We start from the raw sequence: 21,016 nt of genomic DNA, 5'->3' as shown, positions 1-21,016 counted from the left end.
CGGCGTGAATCTAAAAATTCAGCGGAATGGTATTTGATTTTAAGTGGATCTGCTTTAGTCCTCAGCCTTTTCCCGAATAATCCGACCGTGCACGATGTAAAAGAAAAGCCGAAGATGGTGGAACGCGCCATGCTGATCGGCATCACCCTCCCACAAGACAGCGAGGAGACGACCCGCAGCCTGCTCGATGAGCTACGCGAGCTCGTAACCACCCTGGGCATCGGGATCGGACATGAACGCATGGTCTCGGTCCGGAAACCGCAGGCCAAATTCCTGGTCGGCCCCGGCAAGGCCGCCGAACTGGTCGAGGAAGCCCGACAGCATGACTGCGATGTCATCGTCTTCGACAACGAGTTGAGCCCCGCCCAGCAACGCAACTGGGAACAGCTCGCCGAGGGCAAGCTACTCGTAATTGACCGTCAGGAGGTGATTCTCGACATTTTCGGCGACCGGGCACAGACCCGTGAAGCCGTGCTTCAGGTCGAGTTGGCGCGTCTCGAGTACAACCTTCCCCGCCTGCGCCGGGCCTGGTCCCACCTCGACCGGCAACGCGGTGGCGGTGCCATGCAGCGTGATGCCGGGGAAACCCAGCTCGAACTGGACCAACGCATGGTTCGCACCAAGATCGCACGGGTTAAACGGGAACTCGAGAGCGTGATCCAGCACCGGCAGGTACAGCGTAAAAAGCGCATGACGGTGCCGGTCCCGACCTGCGCCATCGTCGGCTACACCAATGCGGGCAAATCCTCGCTACTCAATAAACTGACACAGTCGGAGATCCTGGCCGAAGACAAACTCTTTGCCACGCTCGACCCGACTTCCCGACGCTGTCCGCTCCCCAGCGGCCAACCCCTCGTCATCACGGACACCGTGGGCTTCGTGCGCAATCTACCACACCGTCTGGTCGACGCCTTCAAGGCCACACTCGAAGAGGCCGTCGTTTCCAATTTCCTGATCCACGTGTTGGATGCGAACAGCCCCGAAGTCAAAGCACATGCAGAGACCACACGCAAGGTGCTGGCTGAACTCGGGGCCGACGAAAAGCAGACGATTATCGTCTTCAATAAGATCGACCTCCTTTGGGACCGCGACGCCACCATGCAGGAGCTCCGTCTCTCCTTTCCCGAGAGCGTCTTTATCAGCGCACATACAGGCGAAGGGATCGATACCCTGCTCCAGCGCATGGAATCCATTATCAGTGCCGAATTCGAGCAAGTCAGGCTCTTGATCCCACATCAGCGCTACGATCTAGTGGCCCGCTTGCACCGCGAAGGCGGCGTCCATAAGGAAGAAGTGCGGGATGAAGGCATCTATCTGGTGGCATCCATCCCCGAACGAATGCGCACACAACTGGAGGCCTTTGTCATGGCCTCGACCGAAGGCTAATCCTGGTCGACGACCAAGTCGCGCAAATCCTTGCGCACCTCGTCATTCAGCTTCACGTCGATCTTCTTCAGTTCTTCGTTCACGCCCTCCGCACTGGAAGGCTTGAAGAGGCCCAAAGCCAAGTGGATCAACCAGTGCAAGACCCCTTCCGTCTGCGGGTCGTTCAGAAACATGAGCTCGCGGGTCAAGTACACTGAGTCATGGAGACGAACCAGCAAATGCGGCTGCCGGTGCCCGAAATAACGCATGCATTCCAAGACCTCCGGCAGGAGCTTCGCTTCCACCGCTTCAGGCAGTTCCACGCGTCGGTGGTTCCCGAGACGGCTGCGGCGGCGGCGGCGTTCATGGTATTCCAGCACCGCGACTAGCTCCCGGCGTGCGAGGCGATTCAGACAGAATGACAGGGCCTCCGGCAGGTGAAAGCCGCGATGCCCGATACGGTACGGGAAATACTTCTGTAAACCACGCTCATCCCCGTGAGCGAAGACATTCTGAAGGTTTTTGTAGGCCCCACCGATCCATGCCTTGTCCGACAGACGATCCAGAAAGCCCATCAGCTCGAGAAAAGTGATGATTTCCTCATCGGCGCAGAGTTCACGCAAGTCGGAATCCAGATTGGAAAGAGCCACTGGGTAATCCTGGTACAGGCCGTATTCCTCGACAAAACGCATGCGCTGCGCCGTGGCCTGAGCGTCGATCTCCTCAAACGAGCCCAGTTCGTTACACTCCTCCTCGAACAAGAAAGTCGCTTCGCAGATCTCAATCAAGTGCTCAGCGGTCTTCTCGTCGAGTTTCTCAATTTCGAGCAACTCCTCGAAACTGAGATAAATGTAGCGTGCAACCGTGTCCCCCTTGACTTTGGAACCGGAACGCGACCAAGACCGCGTACCTGCATTTTTAGCCAGACAGGAGACACTGAGGTCCTCAAAGGGAGAGCCTTGGGCACGAAACGCGACACGGTCCCAGCGGGCCGCCAGACGCTCGGAGCCACTCAGCCCCAGCAGCAGTGAATCACTGGACTTCTCCATGCTGCGCTCACCCGCTTAGGAAGCACTTGCCACGGAGACATTACTGCCGCCGGGCATGGCTGCATTTACGTTGTGCGCAATGATTTCATCTGCCAAGTCGTCGTAGTCCTTTCCGACTCCATCGGCCACATCCTTGCTCTCAACAAGGCAAACCGGAAGCCCCAATGTTACCGCACGGCGAACAATTGTTGCGTCACGGATACAGGTATTAAAAATCTTGGCTTCGTTGGAAACCAGGCGCTGCTTCTTGAACTGATTCAAACGAAGTTGCATACGCATCTTCGGCACTCCGATATCGACGTTGGCCTTGATGGAATTGAAGACCACCCCTGCCACACGGGCAAAGTTCCCCATTTCCTGAGTGCGGAAACCGGCGGAACGACGATAAAAGAGAAGAAGCTTCTCAATCATCAGGGTGAAGCCGATCAGGGAAAGTGCATCCGGATTGGACGGAACGTAGAGCTCATCCGCACTGAAGATACCGCACTGCGCTGCATTGAGCACATTCGGCGGGCAATCGTAGAGGATGAAATCGTAGTCATCCTCGATCTCACGGATCTGCTCGTTGAAGATCAGGTAGTGAGGGCGCTGCGGATTGATCTTATACTCGTTCTCGATGTCGATCAGGTTGAAAGTCGTCGGAAGGAGGTCCAACCCGGGCAGCAAAGGCTTGCCTTGGTTGTCCTGCAACACGTCACGCACGCGGATATCCTTCATGCGGTCTTCACCCGGATCAAAAATCGAGTAGATGGAACCACGCTTTTCCATGTTGATTCGGTTCCAGCGCTCAATGCGCATCAACCAGATGCTTGAGTTGGACTGGGTGTCCAAATCGATCAGGAGGACTCGCTTGCCCTTCTTCGCTAGACAGGCGGCAACATTTACGATCAATGAGGTCTTCCCGACCCCTCCCTTGTAATTAATAAAGGCTAACTTACGTGGCATAGTAAAACTTTCTAAGTTGATGTATGTAGCGCGTAAAGCGCCAAAACCCTAGAATTTGGACTCAAAATCGTCGATGGTGGGCAATTCTTCGGAGAAACCGATGGAAAAGTCGCCCATTTCCGGGTCATCGTGTGTACCGGTACGGACAGCGGAATCGTCCTGATTGGCCAGAATCCGCTCCGAAAGGGCACGGTCAATGTACATTTCCGCCCAGTAACCGTTCTCCACTTCGTACTCGTCCGGAACATAACCATACTTGTCCAGGATCTCAAGAATAAGGGAGGAATCCGGAGTCGCGCTGAAACCGCTCAGCATACCGCGGTCCTCGTGAGCCTGGATGACTTCATCCACGATAAAGGGAGGCACGATGCCGTCGTAGGACGGATGGATGATGTGCTGCTCCGCCCAGCGCTGCCAGCGGTCACGGTCAACCGAACGCTCGGTCTTGGACAGGGCCTCGAAGTAGTATACCTTGCGGCGGGTCAGGCGACGCACCAGCGCACAGGCCTTGACATCCCCGTGCTGGATTTCCAGCCAGTCGCCACGACGCGGCTCTTCCATCGGGTTACGGGTCTGGGAAATGTCCTCCGGCGCTTCAACGAAGTTGTTACCACCTGCAAAACAGTACTTCACGTCTGTTTCGCCATCACGGAAAATGTCGAGCTTCCCTTTCCGAATCAATTCCTCCTGATACTTTTCAGCATCGTCCCGGGAGGAAGCCCACATATATTGAGTGATTGTGGTGGTCACTTTGAACTTACGTTGGATAGCCATGGTGCTTTGAATGATGACAGGTTCGAGTTGTAGAATAGAATATAGAAGAAGTATTGTTTAGCCGGCTGCTTGCGTCTCAGTATCGGAAGTGTCGGCGGCTTCGGACGACTGGAGACCGGGCATGGCTTCGAGCATTTCAGCTGCAGATTGGAAACGGTCTTCCGGATCATAAGCGAGGGCCTGGGTCATCCAGGCATCCCAGCGCGGGTTGATCCCATTAACCGTACGGGTGGGAGGATCCATCGAGAGGCAGTGACGCCCCGTCAGCATGCGGTAGGTCATCAGCCCCACTGTATACAGGTTGCTCGCAACATCCGGGGACTTGCCCACACGCTGTTCCGGGCTGTAGTACTCAAAGGCACTCAACAGAGCCGGCAGTGCACGGCTGAATCCCGGCAAGGGATCAAAGGGAGTCGGCTCCAGGCGGATGTCATGGCGCAGGAGATGGAAATCATCCCAGGCATGGCCGATCAGATCGGTCACTCCGAGCTCGGAAATCTTCACACCTTCTTCAGCCAACATAACATTCGAGGGCTTTAGGTCGGAATGTATGACCTTCTGCGAGTGGGCATGGTCCAGACCGAGCAGCAGGTAGTACACATAGTAACAGACTTCCTCCTCGGTCAGCGCCCCCTTGTTATGGCGCATCAGGTCTCCCAGAGTACGGACCTTGGTCTTGTCCGCGGTCACTTCCCCTTCGATGTATTCCATGCGTAGCCAATAGAACATATCCTCCTCACCAAGATCGTCGATACGAAGGATGTGAGGGTGGTCCAGTTTGGTTTGGATCCGCGCGGCTTGCTTGAACGCTTCCGCGGCTTCCTCGGCCGAAAATCCCTTAGGTATGACCTTCAGGGCGAATTGCTTGCCGAGAATATCGTGTTGCGCAAGGTACACTTCGCCGATCGCACCTTTTCCGATGAAGCTGACGATGTGCAAGTTGCCGATGTTCATGCCCGGTTGCAGCGAGCTAAGTTCATCGGTGAATCCCATTCCAGAAATATCCATAATCATTGGGGCTAGTCAGTTCGAGTTTTGGGAGAGAGTTAGAAACGCTTCTTTGGCTTGGCAGGTGCCTTGATGCGGGACGGTGCATTCGGAGCTGCTGCTTCTTCAGCATCGCTCACGCTGCCGGGCTTGCGGGGTGGCTCCGGACGGCGGGTTTCGGGGCTCAGGCGACCGGGCTTACGAGGCGGCAGCTTCTTGACCGGCGCATCCGAGCTCGTGCTGAATTCGACCACACGCTCCTGCTGCTTGGCAGGCTTGGGGGCTTCGGCCTTCGCGACAGCGACCGGCTCCGGCGCAACTTCAACAGCAGCCACCGGCTCAGCGGCCACCTCGGTTTCGGCAGCGGCGCTTTCGGCAGCGGCGCTTTCGGCACCCAACTCATCCGCAGAGGCTAGCATCGACAGGCCAACAACAAGGAGAAAGTCGAAGGTCACAAAGTTCACCAGGAACTGCAGGCCATCCGGCCCCACCCCACACACTCGGAGGAAGGAAAGGATCGGAAAAATCGCGGGGATGAAAATAAGGCCGTAGATCAGTACTTGGTCCGAGACTTCCTTCAATTCGGGATGACGGACCATCGCGGTACGGAAGGTCGTAAAGGAACGTGCCACCGGCACGATGAAAAGGAAGCAGGACAAAAGGGAAAAAATAATGGCCGCATTCGGCTTGATCCCGGTGGAAAACCCGAGCATCGCACAGCCAAAGATCAAACTGTAAGCACAGCCGTCAAAGATCATGGCCGCCATTTCAGGCTTCTCCTTGGGCGTCAGCAGGTGATTGACGATAATCCCAATCGCGACCCCCATCGGAATCCAAACCAACATCGAAAACACCAGCGGAGCGGTTCCATCCGTAGAACGCAGGTAATTGGTATAGAGGAAAGTATTGAAGAAGCCATGCAAGGCCATGATCGCAGCACCAATCGCAAAGGTCTTCGCACTGATGATAAAGCGCTGCTCGGCGATCTTCGCAGCCTTCCGGAACAAGACCACCGCCGCGAAGCCGGCCAGAATAAACGTCAGGACAAAAGATGCGTAGGTAACCACCTGAAAACCGCTGATCGTCTTTTCGGACGCCGGTTCGACCGTCGTCGCCTGGGAACTGACCTTTGCAGTGTCCGCAGTCGACGCGGTTTTGCTGACATTGACGAGAGAGGGCTTGGTGCTGCTCTCGCTGCTGGGACTCTTGGCTGACAGCAAAGTCTGACTGCTACTGGATTTGGTCGTGGAGATGGAACTCGCTTTGACCGGATCCGGTGCCGTTTTCTTTGCAACAGGAGGGAGCTTCGTAAGTAATGTGGCTTTTTCAGACATACCTTAGAACAATGTCAGTTGGTAACTTAGCTGTATTCAATCAATTAATCCGACTTTTGCGTAAAGCTGTAAAAAGCTAATCACGCCCTTTTTACACTTTCTTGAATGGATCTGCGCGAAAATTACCGTAGCCCGATAGGAATTCACAATAGTAAACCCTAGGGCATAGCACTTATTTCCACCTCGGAAGCCCTTGGAGACGAGAAAGTTTTGCATTGCGTCACGGAGGAATAGGTTTACACTCAAAGTATGCAAAGCCAATCGGCAGATACGTACACAGGCGGACAAGCGCAACCTAGTTTGCACCAGTGGAAACGCCTAGTTATCATTCTGTGGGCACTCATCATTGCGAAGTGTCTCACCTTGGAATTCCTCGTGCAGACCTACGCAGTGCCGATCAACTCCATTCTCTACATATGGACCCTAACCCTACTCATGGCGTCGGTGGCCACCTTGGTGTTTTTGGGACTGAATAAGGAAGAAAGCGGGGCAGACCGGCTACGGTTCCCGCCAGCAGCCGGGATCTGGCTGGCCACTCTCGCCGGCATCGTCCTCACCCTCGTGGCGGGCTTTGCCATCCCGGCCATCCCCCACCACCTGCTCCCCGCCCTGACAGGCACCCTGATTGGTATCGGCTACGGCGCACACGGACTTTCATTTCGTCAAACCGACAAAAGCCTGTTTGCCTGTGCCTGGTGGCTGCTCGCGGGCTTCCTCTTTCTCCTGGAATTGCCCAGCTCCCTATTGGCTCTCGCCTTTGGCATCCTCCTCCTCATCGCCGTGCCCGAAAGCTGGAAATTCATCCGTAAGCGGCGAATGCTTCGATCCTTAAGCAAATAGACTGGACGCCCTCCCCCGCCTCGGCAAACCTTGCGCCATGGAAGCATTGGAAGCCGTGCACGAAGCCCTCAAACACATGCAGCGCGATGGCGTCAGTCATGTGTTTGTCGATGATACGACACTGGCATCCTTGAAACCTGCGGCCATCAGTGTGCCGGAAGCACCCTCGACACCGGAAGCAGCAACCGGAGCGGCGGCAGACCTCGGAGAGCTCCCGCCGCCGGGCAAATCCGCCGAAGCGGCCCCCAAAAAGAAAGCCTCCCCGTTCAAGCCGATTCCGGAAACACCGGCACAGGTCGAACTCCCGGACGGAGATGCCACCACCCGCATGCAGGCATTGGAATCCCTGGTTATGAATTGCCCGGTCTGCAAGGAGCACCTCAGCAAGCAGGGCAAGATTGTTTTCGGCGTCGGCAAGGTCGATGCCGACATCTTCTTCTGTGGCGAAGCCCCCGGAGCGGACGAGGAAATCGAGGGAGAACCTTTTGTCGGCAAAGCCGGTCAGCTACTGACCAAGATTATTCAGGCCATGGGACTGCAGCGCGAGGAGGTCTATATCGCAAATATCCTGAAATGGCGTCCGGAACACGACAAACCCTACGGCAACCGCCCGCCCACAATCGAGGAAATGAATTTTTGCCTGCCCTACCTGCGGGCACAAATCGATATCGTCCAACCCAAGGTCATTGTCGCACTGGGCAACACCGCTGTCTCCGGCCTCTTGGGTCCGGATCCCAACCGGCGCATGGGCAACATCCGGGGGACTTGGCACGACTTCAACGACATCCCCATGATGATCACCTTTCACCCCTCCTACCTGCTGCGCAACAACACCTTGAAGACCAAGCGCCAGGTCTGGGAAGACTTGCTGCAGGTAATGGAAAAAACCGGCCTGCCCATTTCCGACAAACAGCGCGGCTTTTTCCTGCCAAAGAGCTGAGGCCGGAGTCTGCGAACAGAATGATGACTGACAGGATAATTCCTACAACCGTGTGGCGTGTGGGTGAGGCAGAATGATTTTCTAGCAACGCTGCTGGTGTGGTGTCTCCCGCCTCCGTTCCTACGGCGTGGCGTGCCCGCTTGGAGGCTGTTTCAAAATCATTCTGCGAAATAAGACGGATACCTTCGCGGGCGCCCGCTGTGCGCACCTGTGGTTTGCAGAATTCCCCTCATTTTCAAGAGGCATTCCCTGAAAATGACGATGCAAAAAAAGGTTCATCGTGAATGGCACGGACTTAAGGCAATGATCCGTAGTGGCGACTTCAGTCGCCAGCAAGTCGACGCACCTGCAGGACGTAATATGGCAGCTAAAGCAGCCACTACAGCCCCAAGCCTCGATCGGCCCAAATATTCAATTCCCCTCATTCAGTCCGTGCTATTCTGGTTCATCGTCGATTTCCGGGAAAGTGTGGCATTGGATATGAGTCCTCGTATGCTCCGCCCCCTCCGTCTGCGACAGGCGCAGCCATCCGTTGTCTCTTTGATACGCCGTGACAAGCCTCCCCTTACCATGAGGAGGAGCTTTAACGTCAACTCACACGCAGAGCCCCAATAAACTCCTCCTCCATGGCTCGGCGTAGTCTTAGACGAAGACGGGTGCAGGCAGGGGAGGTGGATCCGCGGAGCGGAGACGGAGGGGTCCACAATCAAGCCTACCCATAGAATCACTCGAGCTCACGGATAAGCGATACGCTAGTCTGACCCGATGGAATCCGTCCACTTCAACAAGCCCCTACCCGGTAAGTGACGATGATCCAAAAAAAAGCCCCCCGTTTCCGGAGGGCTTTTGAAAAGATAGGATGGAAAGATCGTGCTTACTTGGTGGCCTCGTCGAGGAGGTCGCCCAGGTTGGTAAGATCTTCGTCGCCGGTGATGTTCTCGAAGGCTTGGCGTTCCTTGGCGAGTTCGGCCTCGCTGTAGTTGGCAGCCTTGATAGAGAGGCCAATGCGGCGCTCGTCCTTGTCGATCTTGATCACACGAGCGGTGACCTCGTCGCCTTGGTTGAGCACGTCCTTGATCTTCTCCACACGGTCTTCGCTGATTTGCGAGATGTGGACCAGGCCGTCGATATCGTTCTCCAGTTCGACGAAAGCGCCGTAGCTGGTGATTTTGGAGACCTTGCCCTTGACCATGTCGCCGATCTTGAAGTGGGTTTCGATTTCGTCCCACGGATCGTTCGACAGTTGCTTCATGCCGAGCGAGATGCGCTGTGCATCGGCATCGACATCCAGAACGATGGCGTCGACTTCGTCGCCCTTCTTGACCACTTCGCTCGGATGGTTGACCTTGCGGGTCCAAGACATGTCGGAAACGTGCACCATACCGTCGATACCTTCTTCGAGCTCGACGAAAGCACCGTAAGTGGTGAGGTTGCGGACTTGGCCGCGGACGCGTGCCCCAACCGGGTAGTTGTGGCGGGCCATTTCCCAAGGATTGGTTTCGAGTTGGCGGGTACCGAGGGAGATCTTTTGTTCTTCCTTCTGGATACCCAGAACCACGGCTTCGATCTCGTCGCCAATACGAAGCACTTCGCTCGGCTTGGAGATACGCTTGGTCCAGGACAGCTCGGTGACGTGCACAAGACCTTCCACACCTTCTTCGATTTCGATGAAGGCACCGTAAGGCACGAGGTTGACCACCTTGCCGGCAACCGTGCTGCCGATCGGGTACTTCTCCTCGATGCGTTCCCACGGATTGTCGGCCAGTTGCTTCAGGCCAAGGGAAACACGCTCGCGCTCGCGGTCGATCTCGATGATCATGACCTCGATTTCCTCGCCTTGCTTCACCATCTCGCTCGGGTGCTGGATACGGCCCCAAGACATGTCGGTGATGTGCAGCAGGCCGTCGAGACCGTCGAGGTCCACGAAAGCACCGTAATCGGTGATGTTCTTGACCTGGCCACGGCGCTTGTCACCCGGCTTGACTTCTTCAAGCAGCTTGCGGCGCTTGTCCATGCGCTGCTCTTCGATCAACTCGCGGCGGGAAACGACGATGTTCTTGCGATCGGTATTGATCTTGATCACCTTGAAGTCGTAGGTCTGGCCCACGTACTGGTCCAGGTTCTTCGGCGGTTGGATGTCGATTTGCGAAGCCGGCATGAAGGAGTCCACACCAATGCTTACGATCAGGCCACCCTTAACCTTGGAACGAACGCGGCCCTGTACCACAGAACCTTCTTCGCAGTTTTCGACGATCTTTTCCCAATTCTTCTTTTGCTCGGCCTTGTCGAAGGAGATAACCGGGTTACCTTCCCTGTCTTCGAGCTTTTCGAGAAAGACTTCGATTTCGGAACCGACCTGCAACTCACTGGGATCCACGAATTCGTGGGCAGGAACGATCCCTTCGGATTTACCACCGATATCTACGATCACTTCGGTGGGGCGAATCTCGATGATGGTGCCCTTGATGATGGACCCTTCTTCGAGCTTATCTACGGTGCTGTCTTTCAACAGCTCTTCCATTAACTGGCTCATTTTTCGGTTTGCTGCGCCATGGCGCAGACTTGGTTTATGGTTCTTGTTTTCGGAATTTCATCCTGCAGGAATTGCAGGACCGCCGGTCCCGACCGACGCTAAGGAGCGCGTGAAAGTAGGCCTCCAAGCCCCTTCGGCAAGCTTAAAATGGGTGAAAAGGCTTAGGCTCAGTGGATCTGAAATCACCGTATCCCCCGAAACGGTGCAACGGATATCGCCCCCTACCTACTGATGTCTTTGGGTAGGGATCGATTCCCTTCGATCCGAGCTGCATGATCGCACTTTCATGACAAACCTCTGATCCGACTGCGAGCACCACCCAAACAAAATCCTTTCAAAAATTCATCTAGGATTCAGATTGGGGATGCTAAAGTTCCCCCAACATGAAAATCCTGATCATCGAAGATAACGACCGGCTCCGGAAATCCCTGCTCGACTATATCCGTGACGATGGCTTTGCCGCTGATGCCGCCGACGACGGGGAGGAAGGCCTCTACAAGGCACTCAACTGGGACTACGATCTCATCGTTCTTGATGTCATGTTGCCCAAACTGGACGGATGGGAATTGATCCAGCGTCTCCGGCAGGCGGGTCAGGATCTGCCGGTCATCATGCTCACCGCGCGCGACCAACTCAAAGACCGCGTGAAAGGCCTCAACTGCGGGGCGGACGACTACATGGTCAAACCGTTCGAGATGGACGAGCTCACTGCCCGCATCCGGGCCGCCCTGCGGCGCTCCGGCGGGAGCCCCAATCCGGTGCTCAATGTCGGGCCGATCCAGCTCAATACCGCTACCCGCACCGTTTTTTTTAAGGGCGCGCTCGTCATGCTCACCGCACGGGAGTACGCCCTGATGGAAATCCTCATGATGAAGCAGAACGAGTTGGTCACCCGCGAATACCTCTACGAGCACCTCTTTGACGAACGCGACGAGACCATGTCCAACATGCTCGACGTGTACATCTACAAACTTCGCCAGAAGTTCGGCAAAGACCACCTGCAAACCCGCCGCGGCATGGGCTACATGCTGGTTGCCTGACCCTCAGAAACTTGTTCCGCTTCTGGCACAGTATCCAATGGCGTATCTTCGCCTATTACACAGGGCTCATCGCCCTATCCCTCTGTGTGCTTGTCGTGGCCTTCTATACCTTCCAAAAGCGTGAACACGACCGCATCACCGAACTGCGACTCCAGCAGAGCATGATCGGCATTATTCCCTTCTTCTTTTCGCCCAACGATGCTTACGCGCGGCCTGGAAGCACGGTGAATAGCGGGGCGAATCGAGTTGCCATCCCTCAGCCAAGGTTGCGTCCGCAGGGAATGGGCCCGAACTTGGCCAACCTGCGCCCGCCCGACACGACATCCAAGCCTTATGAAAGACGGATCGCCGAGTTGGTGGCCGACGAACAATACCTTTTTGTCGCGCGCGATCAGGACGACTACATCGCGAAAACCGACAACTTCCCCGACGAACTCCTGCCAATCGAGACTCTGCGTGGACAGATCGAAGCCAACACACCTTGGACCTACATCACCAACGGCCGACAGCACTATCTCGTGCATCACATCGGCCCACACGGCATCATGGTGATCGGCAAGTCCAGCAAGGCAGTCGCAGCCGAAGTCAACCGCCTGCTCCTCCGTGCCTGCCTCATCTCCCTGGCCATCCTCATCCTCACCTCGACCATCGGCTTCTGGATTATCCGTCGTGGCCTGCTGCCAATTCGTCAAATCAGCCAGACCTCCGAACGCATTGCAGCCGGAGATTTCGAGGACCGGATTGATACCCGCAACGTACGCTCTGAACTCGGTCAGTTGGCCGACATCCTCAACCGAACCTTTGCCCGTCTGGCCAGTGCGCTCCAACGGCAAATACAATTTACCTCCGATGCTTCCCATGAACTGCGCACTCCCGTCGCAGCCATACTCGCCGATTGCCAGTATTCGCTCAAACGGGAGCGCTCGCCCGAACGCTACCGTGAAACCATCGAAATCTGCCACGAATCGGCCCAGCACATGCGGGAACTGATCGAAGGCCTGCGCGAACTGGCCGACTTCGACGAAAAGGCGGAAGTACTGGTCAGCGACATCATCGACCTAGAAGACTTCCTAGCCGGCATCCGGTCGCTCATCGCACCACTGATCAATGAAAAGGAGATCGTACTGAGTACCGACCTCCAAAGTGTGCTGGTCCGAATCGACCCAATGCGGATGAAGCAGGCGGTCATCAACCTCCTGAACAACGCCGCCCGCTACACCCCCGAAAAAGGCCGAATCGATTTAAGCTGCGGGATCACCGATAATATGGCCGTTATCGAAATCCGCGACAGCGGCATCGGCATCCAGGCCGACAAACTGCCCTACATATTCGACCGCTTCTACCGGACGGACGATGCCCGCAACACCCACACCGGCGGCGCAGGCCTCGGTCTGGCCATCACCCAAACCATCGTCAAAGCCAACGAAGGACGGATCCAGGTTGAGAGCGAAGTCGGCAAGGGCACCTGCTTCCGGATCGAACTGCCGGTCGTCAAGGACCTCGTCTAGGTCGTCGCTTACAGCAGCTTTGTCATACCCGGAGCGATGTTAGACCTCCGGCTTCTGCACCACCCAGAAGCGACAATCGTCCGAAAACTCGCGAACCCGGGGACTTTCATTGGCTACGGCCGAACGCATTGCGTTGGCCTCGATCCGGAAACCCACCCCTTTCAGGACCTTTTCCATTTCCCGGATGGTCGGCACATGGATGTAAAGTTCCCCCATGTCGGTCGGCTCGTAGCGGTCCCCAAAGTCATCCAAGGCCTCCTTCTGCTTCGAACGCCGCCAGCGCAGTTTTTCCTGCTCCCAGAATTTGCGGTGCTTCGGGTTTTCACGGTCATGCGAGGTAAAGACAAACCAGGCTCCCGGACGGATCACACGGAAAATCTCCCGTAGCGCCTTCTCGCGGTTCTCCGCCTTCGGTATCTGCATCAGGCCGTTGAAGCCGAAAATGGCACCGTCGAAAAGATTGTCCTCAAAGGGCAAGCGCGTGGCATCCGCCACCTGCATGGGAATGGCATACTCCAACACTTCAGCCATGTGACGGGCCTGCTTGACCATCTGCCGCGAATAATCGGTTGCCAGTATGTTCCGGTAGCCCAGTTCATGCAGGCCGAATGCAATCCGTCCGGCCCCGCAACCGAGCTCCAGGATAGAATCCGCCTGCTGAAACAAGCGGGTAAAGATCTTTTCTTCCGACTCCCAGAGACCTACACGCGCAGCCGCCAGCGCGTAGTGATCCACCACCACGTCCGAATCAAAGTATGCTAATACGGTTTCTCTCTCCATTGTCACTTTCTGCTGTGCTCCTGACGTAGGTAAAACTGGAAACAATCCAATCTACGCCTTGTCAGGAGTCGAAACTTCAGGCACATATACAAAACGCACTGAATGATTTCGGTATTCAAGACAATAGCACTCCTTATTCTGGCCCTGCTGCTCACAGCTTGCGCACTACTGGTGCCGGCGCACTTGCGCACGCTGGATCCGGATGTCCTGTCCTATGTCGGGTCCGGCGGCCTCTCGCCCGAACAAAGCATCCAGGCGGAGCTCGATGCGGCCTACATCGGACCGGCCAAACGCATGGCCGAAGCCCTCGACCCGCAGTCCTCCCTCCTGCAGGCACTTGAGGTACGTGAGCTGGAACTGCTCGATCTCAATCCTGGCTACGCCATCAGCGGCGGCCCCGACAGCGACTTCGAAGCCTTTCTCCACTGGGTGCAGCGGGACCGCGCCTACAGCTCACCGGGTAACGGCGTCCTTTCACTCCTCCTCGCCCGCAATGAACGCAGCGTCTTGCTGGAGCGTCTGCAAAACTCGAAGAACGCCAATGTCACCGCCTTGCTTGAGGTCCGGGACATGCCCGGCCTGCTGCAATTGCACCCCGCCAGCCACGCCGCCGGCGCCCCCTACGACGCAGCCATCCTCACACTGGCCCAATTGATCGACAGCGGCCATTTCCAGACCCGTATGGCCGGCAGCATCGGCCAACTCGCCCGTTCCGCCGCCGACGGCAACCCCGCTGCCGTGCGTTCGGTCGAAGCGCTCGCCATCGCCACCTTGTCCGTAGCCCGCCAACTGGATTACCGCTCCCTCGTCAGCCTAGCCGAAATCAGCGACAACCTGGATGACTGGAACCAGATCGCCGGCCTCTTCCGCACCTATCCCGAACAGGTCCCGCTTCTTTACACCGCACTTCGCTTCGCCGGCACGCCCGGCACGGTATTCGATTATATTGTCAACCACCCAAGCACCGCCTTGAACGACCTGCAGTTCAGCATGCGGGAAGGTCCGGATGCCCTCCAATACCTGCTGGAACAGGACCACCCGGTTTTCAAGCCGCGCGGCACAGCCGGACCGGCCGTGCAATTCCTTTCCCGCTATCGCCCGGAGTGGTTCACCGCGCTGACCGCCGCCGATGCCAGCACCGGCCTGCTCCTCAAGTTCGGATTCATGCTCTGCGCCGGCTTTGCCTTCTCTCTCTCCATGGGTGCGGCCTGGCGGGCCAGTTTCAAGCGTAAGGAGGAAGCCGTTTCCTACGGGAACCCAGCCGTCATCCTGCGGGACGCTTTTCTCGGCGTGATCTTCGCCCTCGTCGTCTGGACCTTCGTCGAACCGGACGTCCTGAAATCCAAAGTCGACGAAAGCGAGCAGTCCCCGCGCATCGAATTCGCCGGCACCTTCACCCTCGATTCCATCCAATCTCCAGTCCGTATCATGCAAGAACTCAATCAAGTCACCCTCCTCGTCCTCGCGCTCTTCTTCATCCTGCAGCTGGTCATCTACTGCTTCTGCCTGATCAAGCTGCGTGAGATCGCCAAGAAAAAGCTCAACCCCGAGATCAAGCTCAAGCTCCTCGAAAATGAAGAAAACCTCTTCGACTTCGGGCTCTATGTCGGTCTCGGCGGCACCGTGCTGTCACTCATCCTGGTCGCAGTCGGCATCGTCCAAGCCAGCCTTATGGCCGCCTATGCCTCCACACTTTTCGGCATTCTCTTCACCGCCATGCTGAAAGTCATGAACCTGCGTCCCTACCGTCGCAAACTCATCATGGAATCGGGCCTCGGCACTTCTCCAGCCCCCGCCGCCCTGATGAAGGATATCGAGCTTTAGTTGGAGTCTGAAGGTAGAAAAAAAGTCCGCAGACAACTTTCCTCAGCCACCTTCCAGCCTTCAAACCTTCCCACTTACAACCTTCCCACTCTGAAAAATGAACAAGACCCTGATGCTCGTCATCTGTGACTTCCTGCTTTTGAGCATGCTGGCCTTGGCACGCTTTGACCCGCCCGAAGAGCCACCGGAAGCCACTCTCAATGCCACCGCCTCTTCCGCCACGACCGAAGCGGAGCTGATCGAGCTACTGGAAGAATCGCTTCAGTCGGAACAGGAGTCCCGCTCCAACCTGAGTCAAGATCTCAATGCCGCCCGCGAGTCGCTGCAGAACCAGACACGCGTACTGGAAGCGAGGGAACAGGCCCTGAATGAAACCAAGGAGGCCCTGGAGGCCAAATCCAGCGAAGCACAGAACCTGGCACAGACCAAGGCGGAACTGGAAGCGGAACAGACACGCATGGCCGAGGAAAAGGCCGCCATTGATGCGGAACGCACGGAACTGGCCCAGAAGTATGAAAGCACCCGTACACGCCTCGAGTCGGCGACCGCCGAAAAAGTCGAAATCGTCCAAACACTCGGCCAGCTGAAATCGGAAAGCTCCCTAACCCGTGAACGCTTGACCAAGACCGAGGAGGAACTGGCCGCCCGGGAGATTGCCCTCGCCGAAAAGGAAGCCGCGCTGAAGGCAGCGGAAGCGGAGAAGTCCCGACTGGCCAGCGAACGCGAGCAGTTGAACCGCCAACTGGAAGTCGCCATGGCCGAACAGAAGTTGCTCAATGACAACCTGAGCCGCGCCGAGCAGGAAAAGACACAGTTGCGCGAGGAGCGCGCGCAGGCCAACGCCCGCGCGGAGCGCCTCGGCGAAAATGTGTCCACTCTCGGTCAGAACGTCTCCCAACTGGGCGAAGGCGTCAGCACTCTGACCCAAACCTCGGAGGACATCAAAAAGGAAATTGTAGAGTCCCGTCCGCAAACCATGAGCGAGATCTTCACCCGTTTCCAAAAGAACCGGGGCACGATCCGCTTCACCTCCAACGAAAAGACACTCTTCGGCGGGCAAACCCAGCGCAGCTACGAAAGCAAAAGTATCCTTGTCGCGGATACGCAGGGCACCTACCTCGTCACCCACTCGGCCGACACACCCTTCTCTTTTTCCAAACCGGCCGGTAGCGTGATTGCCGCCGATGTGGAAATCGATCTTGCCGGGCGCAAGTTCCCCGTCCGCCAGATCGGATTCTTCAGCACCGACCCGCGCCTGATTTTCATTCCCCTGCCCGAGACCTATGTCAGCGCCAGCGGCTTGGAAATCTTCCAGTTGGCCATGCAGCCGGAACGCTGGGAGGAAGCCGTCCTGATCAAGAATGACGAAAGCAACTTCGGCCGGACCGGCTTTCGACGCCTGACCAGCAGCGAGAAATTCCTCAAGATGGACCGCCCCGCGCTGGGCGAGCTTCTGGCGGACTTCGCCTCCTCCCGGGGCGACCTTGCATTCACCAAGAACAGCCGCTTTATCGGCGTCCTCACCGACACCTCACATGCCGTCGTGATCGATGCCTTCCTCGCCAGTGCCGTCCTCAATGTCGGCAAGGATTTCAATCCCACGGAAGCGGCGGCCACAATCAAGCGCCTCGAAGCCCGCGTCCAAAAACTGCCGACCGACGTTCAGTAAGCCTGCAAGGCGTGGCACGGGCTGTCCAGCGACAGGCCGATCGGATGTTGCCCTTGTATGGATTGAAACACCGGATGTCCCTTAACGTTCGCTCGGGCCTTCAACTCAATGAAACATCGCTTGCAGGCAGCCTGCCGCGATCACGTTGAGCAAACCGGCCAGAATCATGATGAGACTGGCCACCACACCTTCCTCCTGTCCCATCTCGCGGGCCCGGGCCACCCCGGCACCATGCGCGCCCATGCCGAACAGCGCCCCCTTGGCGAAAGTGGAGCGGATGGGCAAATAGCCCAGTAGGGTTTCGCCCACCGCCGCCCCAAAGAGCCCCGTCAAGGCGGTGAATACAGCGGTCAGTTCCGGAATGCCACCCAGTCGTGACGAGGCTTCCATCGCCAGTGGTGTCGTAACCGAGCGCGGCAGAAGGCTGGCCCGCAGTTCCGGCGTCAGGTGAAAGACCGAAGCCAGCCCCCAAGAGGTCGCAATCGCAATCAAGCTGCCAACGACAACACCGATGCAGAGCAGCAACCAATGACGCCGGATCAACGCACGATGCCGGTGGATCGGAATGGCAAAGGCCACCGTTGCCGGCCCCAGCAGCCAGACCAACCAGTGCGTGCCCAGAAGGTAGTCGTGGTAGGAGGCATGAAAGGCAAGGATGAGCGCCCCGCAGCCAACCCAGGTCACAAGCATGGGCGAACTCCACCAACGCCCGTACTTACGGTGCAGTCCGCGCGCGGCGGCGTACACCAACAGGGTACACAGGCACCAGAAGACCGCTTTAGCAATCGCTGGCATGACGCAGGCGGAAGCCGACTTCCACAACGCAGGCCGTCCCGCACATGACGGCCAAGGTGCTCAACAGCACCGTAATGAGCAACTTGACCCCGAGCAGGCTGAGCAATTCCGGACGGTCGACCAGCGCGAGCATGGCCGGGACAAAGAAAAGCATCAAATGGTTGAGCAAGCCATCAGCCCCCGCTTCCACCCAGCGGGCAGGAATGAGTCCGCGGTCCAGAAGGAACCAAAGCAAGCCCAAGCCGATCAGGCTCCCCGGCAGCGGCCAATTCAGGGCGGTCGTGAATCGCTGCCCCAGACACCAGATCAGGATCAAGGCAAGCACTTGTATCCAGCGCTGGTGTGAAGGCGCAGGTCTTGTCGCAATGTCGGTATCGGCAGGGATCGATTCCATATCGCCGGAATATAGCACAGAGCGCGTTCATTCTGATAATGAATTGACAGAATACTTTATATTCCAAATTGGAATTACATGGAGTTGAGGCATTTGGAGTGTTTTGTCGAAGTCGTGCGGCACGGCGGCTTTTCCGCAGCGGCGCGTGCCCTCGGCACGACCCAGCCGACAATCAGCAAGGCGCTCTCCCAGCTGGAATTCGAATGCGGCTCACGCCTGCTCAACCGTCTCAGTGATGGCGTCCAGTTGACAGATGCCGGCGAGATGGTCTTGCGCCGCGCCACCGCCATGCTGGCCGAACGGGAATACCTGCAGGCGGAACTGGCGGAGTTCCATGGCATGGAAACCGGCCATCTGCGCCTGGGACTGCCCGCCCTCGGGAGCAGCGTACTCTTCGCGCCGCTGGTCGCCGCCTACCGTCAGCGCTATCCCGGGATCGAGGTCGACTTGCACGAACAAGGCAGCCAGCACTTGGAAGGATTACTCCGCTCGGGCGAGATCGAAATGGGCGCCACCCTCGACCCGGTTCCGGCCGACTTTGAATGGCAACTGGTCATCGATGAGCCCTTGGTCGCCCTGCTTCCGAACAACCATCCCCTCGCCGGCCGCGAACAAGTCAAGTTCAAGGAACTGGCCAGCAGCCCCTTCATTCTCTTCGAACGCGGCTTTGTCCTGAATACGATCCTCGCCAAAGCCTGCCGCAAACGGCAGATCGAACTCAACGTCGCCGCACGTGGCGCCCATGCCGATTTCATTATCGCCCTCGTCTCCGCCGGTCTCGGGATCTCCCTGCTCCCCCGGCTCGAAGTGGAAGCCCGTGGCAAGCTCTCCATCGCCACCGCTCGGATCGACGAGAAAGACCTGCGCTGGCGGCTCGGACTCATGTGGCGCCGAGGGATCCCCCTCTCCCCCGCCGCTTCCCGCTGGCTCGAACTCGTCCGCAAGTCACGCCAGTAAGTACGCAGCTCATTGATAAACTCCAGGGTACTGGAGGGATGCGCTTCCGCGCCTCCACCTTGCCCGATGTCATCGACACCAGCTTTTATGCACGGCAAGATCCCTGAACGCAGATCCACTGCCCCCATATCACGTATCCCGAATCCCGTATCCCGCCTGCCCTGAGCCTGTCGAAGGGCTTCACCCCTTAACACCGCAGGCCAGCACGGTCTCGAAGTTCGGCTCGGCTTCCTCGCGGGCCACCACATTGACTTCGATCTGACGAAATCCGGCGTCCTTCATGAACTGGTAAAGCTTGTTTTCCGAAAATCCGAGCCAGACATCGGCATACAACTCATGGGCCTTTTCAAAATGGTGCTCCAACAGGTCGATGATGATGAGCTGCCCGCCGGGCTTGAGGATACGGTAGGCCTCGTCGACCGCCTTCTGCGGATGTGAGGCATGGTGCAGTGCCTGGCTGAGCAGGGCCAGGTCGAAGCTCTTGTCCTTCAAAGGCACCGCTTCGATATCGCCCAGCTTGTAGCTCAAATTCGAAAAGCCGTTCTTCTTCGCCAGCTCGCTGCCGAACTCGATCATCTTAGGGGAATTGTCCACACAGACCACCTGCTCGGCCCGACGGGCCAAGAGCTGCGAAACCAGGCCTTCGCCCGCGCCCAGATCGGCAATCCGGATCTTGGGCGTCAGGTGCAGCAAAAAGTGCCCAATCGCCTCCCAGCTCCGTCCCGGACAGTAATTCTTGCCCAGGCGACCGGCCACCGAGTTGAAATACTCCTCCGCCTTGCGCTTCCGCTTTTCCAGCACGCGCTTCAGGTTGGCGGTATCTTCCGCGATCTGCGGACTATCCTCCACCGCCCTGCAGGCCGCCTGCATGAGGGCCGCCTCGTTCGCGTTGCTCCCCCCGTTCAAGGCATAATAGGTCTTCTTTCCTTCCCGCCGGTCATGGACCAGCTCGCCCTGGCGCAGCAGCCCCAGGTGAGAGGAAATCCGAGACTGCCCCATATCCAGAACTTCCTGTAGCTCGGCCACCGACAACTCCTCCTTGGCCAAAAGCGAAAGAATGCGCACTCGGGTGGAGTCCGCCAGCAGCTTCAAAATTTCCCAGGAATCGGCCATATCTCGCTTAAAAGGTAAAAACACGCTGCCCGCTTGGGGCAAGTATCTGCCGAATGTTCCCAAGATTCCTCCTGAAAGCAAGCTATCAAAACAGTCCCCATACACGCATCGCCTTGGCGCTGGGCAATTTATGCGCCGGTGCGAAGACATGCAAAATTTGAAACTGATT

The 21,016-nt window shown here is 57.3% G+C and carries 18 protein-coding genes; 8 read left to right on the top strand and 10 right to left on the bottom strand.

What is annotated here, in order from left to right:
- Positions 1-87 precede the first annotated feature (87 nt).
- A complete protein-coding gene (gene hflX / locus O2597_RS03995; protein ID WP_269522901.1) occupies positions 88-1,386 on the top strand; it encodes a GTPase HflX in 1,299 nt (432 codons plus the stop codon).
- On the opposite strand, the gene O2597_RS03990 is transcribed toward hflX, so the two are convergent.
- The 5 genes from O2597_RS03990 to O2597_RS03970 are packed head-to-tail and all read right to left on the bottom strand — an operon-like array spanning position 1,383 to position 6,454.
- Positions 1,383-2,414, bottom strand: a complete 1,032-nt coding sequence (locus O2597_RS03990) for a hypothetical protein (protein ID WP_269522900.1) — start codon at positions 2,412-2,414, stop codon at positions 1,383-1,385. The genes hflX and O2597_RS03990 overlap by 4 nt on opposite strands.
- Positions 2,415-2,429: 15 nt before the next feature.
- Positions 2,430-3,359 (bottom strand): ParA family protein, encoded by a 930-nt coding sequence (locus O2597_RS03985; RefSeq protein ID WP_269522899.1) that lies wholly within the window; start codon positions 3,357-3,359, stop codon positions 2,430-2,432.
- 48 nt (positions 3,360-3,407) lie between these two features.
- Positions 3,408-4,133 (bottom strand): hypothetical protein, encoded by a 726-nt coding sequence (locus tag O2597_RS03980; RefSeq protein WP_269522898.1) that lies wholly within the window; start codon positions 4,131-4,133, stop codon positions 3,408-3,410.
- A gap of 57 nt (positions 4,134-4,190) precedes the next feature.
- On the bottom strand, positions 4,191-5,141 hold the full coding sequence (locus O2597_RS03975) for a serine/threonine protein kinase (RefSeq protein WP_269522897.1): 951 nt from the start codon (positions 5,139-5,141) through the stop codon (positions 4,191-4,193).
- 38 nt (positions 5,142-5,179) lie between these two features.
- Positions 5,180-6,454 carry a hypothetical protein gene (locus tag O2597_RS03970; RefSeq protein ID WP_269522896.1) on the bottom strand — a complete coding sequence of 425 codons (1,275 nt, stop codon included), beginning with the start codon at positions 6,452-6,454 and terminating at the stop codon, positions 5,180-5,182.
- A 375-nt stretch (positions 6,455-6,829) separates the two neighbouring features.
- On the opposite strand from O2597_RS03970, the gene O2597_RS03965 reads away from it, so the two are divergent.
- Together O2597_RS03965 and O2597_RS03960 are read left to right on the top strand one after the other, a co-directional pair.
- Entirely contained in the window at positions 6,830-7,294 is a 465-nt protein-coding gene (locus O2597_RS03965) for a hypothetical protein (RefSeq protein WP_269522895.1), read from the top strand.
- A gap of 37 nt (positions 7,295-7,331) precedes the next feature.
- Positions 7,332-8,234 carry a uracil-DNA glycosylase gene (locus O2597_RS03960; RefSeq protein WP_269522894.1) on the top strand — a complete coding sequence of 301 codons (903 nt, stop codon included), beginning with the start codon at positions 7,332-7,334 and terminating at the stop codon, positions 8,232-8,234.
- 874 nt (positions 8,235-9,108) lie between these two features.
- Here O2597_RS03960 and rpsA read toward each other — a convergent pair.
- The gene (rpsA, locus tag O2597_RS03955) at positions 9,109-10,767 is read right to left on the bottom strand and encodes a 30S ribosomal protein S1 (RefSeq protein ID WP_269522893.1); all 1,659 of its coding nucleotides are present in this window, start codon (positions 10,765-10,767) and stop codon (positions 9,109-9,111) included.
- Positions 10,768-11,150: 383 nt separating this feature from the next.
- On the opposite strand from rpsA, the gene O2597_RS03950 reads away from it, so the two are divergent.
- Both O2597_RS03950 and O2597_RS03945 read left to right on the top strand, forming a co-directional pair.
- On the top strand, positions 11,151-11,807 hold the full coding sequence (locus O2597_RS03950; protein WP_269522892.1) for a response regulator transcription factor: 657 nt from the start codon (positions 11,151-11,153) through the stop codon (positions 11,805-11,807).
- An 11-nt stretch (positions 11,808-11,818) separates the two neighbouring features.
- A complete protein-coding gene (locus O2597_RS03945; RefSeq protein WP_269522891.1) occupies positions 11,819-13,315 on the top strand; it encodes a sensor histidine kinase in 1,497 nt (498 codons plus the stop codon).
- Positions 13,316-13,354: 39 nt separating this feature from the next.
- On the opposite strand, the gene O2597_RS03940 is transcribed toward O2597_RS03945, so the two are convergent.
- The gene (locus tag O2597_RS03940) at positions 13,355-14,095 is read right to left on the bottom strand and encodes a class I SAM-dependent methyltransferase (protein WP_269522890.1); all 741 of its coding nucleotides are present in this window, start codon (positions 14,093-14,095) and stop codon (positions 13,355-13,357) included.
- 102 nt (positions 14,096-14,197) lie between these two features.
- Here O2597_RS03940 and O2597_RS03935 point away from each other — a divergent pair, with 102 nt between their 5' ends.
- Positions 14,198-15,919: a hypothetical protein gene (locus tag O2597_RS03935; protein ID WP_269522889.1), complete on the top strand. Its 1,722-nt coding sequence runs from the start codon at positions 14,198-14,200 to the stop codon at positions 15,917-15,919.
- Positions 15,920-16,016: 97 nt separating this feature from the next.
- Complete coding sequence (locus O2597_RS03930; RefSeq protein WP_269522888.1) at positions 16,017-17,588, top strand: coiled-coil domain-containing protein; 1,572 nt, start codon at positions 16,017-16,019, stop codon at positions 17,586-17,588.
- A 105-nt stretch (positions 17,589-17,693) separates the two neighbouring features.
- Here the strand turns inward: O2597_RS03930 and O2597_RS03925 are convergent, their stop codons facing one another.
- Positions 17,694-18,383, bottom strand: a complete 690-nt coding sequence (locus O2597_RS03925; protein WP_269522887.1) for an LrgB family protein — start codon at positions 18,381-18,383, stop codon at positions 17,694-17,696.
- Positions 18,367-18,777, bottom strand: coding sequence for a CidA/LrgA family protein (locus O2597_RS03920; protein WP_269522886.1), 411 nt, complete (start codon positions 18,775-18,777; stop codon positions 18,367-18,369). The genes O2597_RS03925 and O2597_RS03920 overlap by 17 nt, the downstream gene beginning before the upstream one ends.
- Before the next feature lie 78 nt (positions 18,778-18,855).
- Here O2597_RS03920 and O2597_RS03915 point away from each other — a divergent pair, with 78 nt between their 5' ends.
- A complete protein-coding gene (locus O2597_RS03915; RefSeq protein WP_269522885.1) occupies positions 18,856-19,734 on the top strand; it encodes a LysR family transcriptional regulator in 879 nt (292 codons plus the stop codon).
- Between the two features lie 180 nt (positions 19,735-19,914).
- On the opposite strand, the gene O2597_RS03910 is transcribed toward O2597_RS03915, so the two are convergent.
- Positions 19,915-20,847: an ArsR/SmtB family transcription factor gene (locus tag O2597_RS03910; RefSeq protein ID WP_269522884.1), complete on the bottom strand. Its 933-nt coding sequence runs from the start codon at positions 20,845-20,847 to the stop codon at positions 19,915-19,917.
- Positions 20,848-21,016: the final 169 nt, after the last annotated feature.

The organism is Coraliomargarita parva, from assembly GCF_027257905.1.
Classification (GTDB): domain Bacteria; phylum Verrucomicrobiota; class Verrucomicrobiia; order Opitutales; family Coraliomargaritaceae; genus Coraliomargarita_A; species Coraliomargarita_A parva.
Note: the sequence above shows the minus strand (reverse complement) of the source record. Positions and strands in the feature narration are given on the sequence as shown.

Excerpts from the sequence above, each read along its gene's own strand:
- O2597_RS03990 (WP_269522900.1), bottom strand. The coding sequence starts at position 2,414 with ATGGAGAAGTCCAGTGATTCACTGCTGCTGGGGCTGAGTGGCTCCGAG.
- O2597_RS03985 (WP_269522899.1), bottom strand. The coding sequence starts at position 3,359 with ATGCCACGTAAGTTAGCCTTTATTAATTACAAGGGAGGGGTCGGGAAG.
- O2597_RS03980 (WP_269522898.1), bottom strand. The coding sequence starts at position 4,133 with ATGGCTATCCAACGTAAGTTCAAAGTGACCACCACAATCACTCAATAT.
- O2597_RS03975 (WP_269522897.1), bottom strand. The coding sequence starts at position 5,141 with ATGGATATTTCTGGAATGGGATTCACCGATGAACTTAGCTCGCTGCAA.
- O2597_RS03970 (WP_269522896.1), bottom strand. The coding sequence starts at position 6,454 with ATGTCTGAAAAAGCCACATTACTTACGAAGCTCCCTCCTGTTGCAAAG.
- O2597_RS03960 (WP_269522894.1), top strand. The coding sequence starts at position 7,332 with ATGGAAGCATTGGAAGCCGTGCACGAAGCCCTCAAACACATGCAGCGC.
- rpsA (WP_269522893.1), bottom strand. The coding sequence starts at position 10,767 with ATGAGCCAGTTAATGGAAGAGCTGTTGAAAGACAGCACCGTAGATAAG.
- O2597_RS03950 (WP_269522892.1), top strand. The coding sequence starts at position 11,151 with ATGAAAATCCTGATCATCGAAGATAACGACCGGCTCCGGAAATCCCTG.
- O2597_RS03940 (WP_269522890.1), bottom strand. The coding sequence starts at position 14,095 with ATGGAGAGAGAAACCGTATTAGCATACTTTGATTCGGACGTGGTGGTG.
- O2597_RS03935 (WP_269522889.1), top strand. The coding sequence starts at position 14,198 with ATGATTTCGGTATTCAAGACAATAGCACTCCTTATTCTGGCCCTGCTG.
- O2597_RS03930 (WP_269522888.1), top strand. The coding sequence starts at position 16,017 with ATGAACAAGACCCTGATGCTCGTCATCTGTGACTTCCTGCTTTTGAGC.
- O2597_RS03925 (WP_269522887.1), bottom strand. The coding sequence starts at position 18,383 with ATGCCAGCGATTGCTAAAGCGGTCTTCTGGTGCCTGTGTACCCTGTTG.
- O2597_RS03920 (WP_269522886.1), bottom strand. The coding sequence starts at position 18,777 with ATGGAATCGATCCCTGCCGATACCGACATTGCGACAAGACCTGCGCCT.
- O2597_RS03915 (WP_269522885.1), top strand. The coding sequence starts at position 18,856 with ATGGAGTTGAGGCATTTGGAGTGTTTTGTCGAAGTCGTGCGGCACGGC.
- O2597_RS03910 (WP_269522884.1), bottom strand. The coding sequence starts at position 20,847 with ATGGCCGATTCCTGGGAAATTTTGAAGCTGCTGGCGGACTCCACCCGA.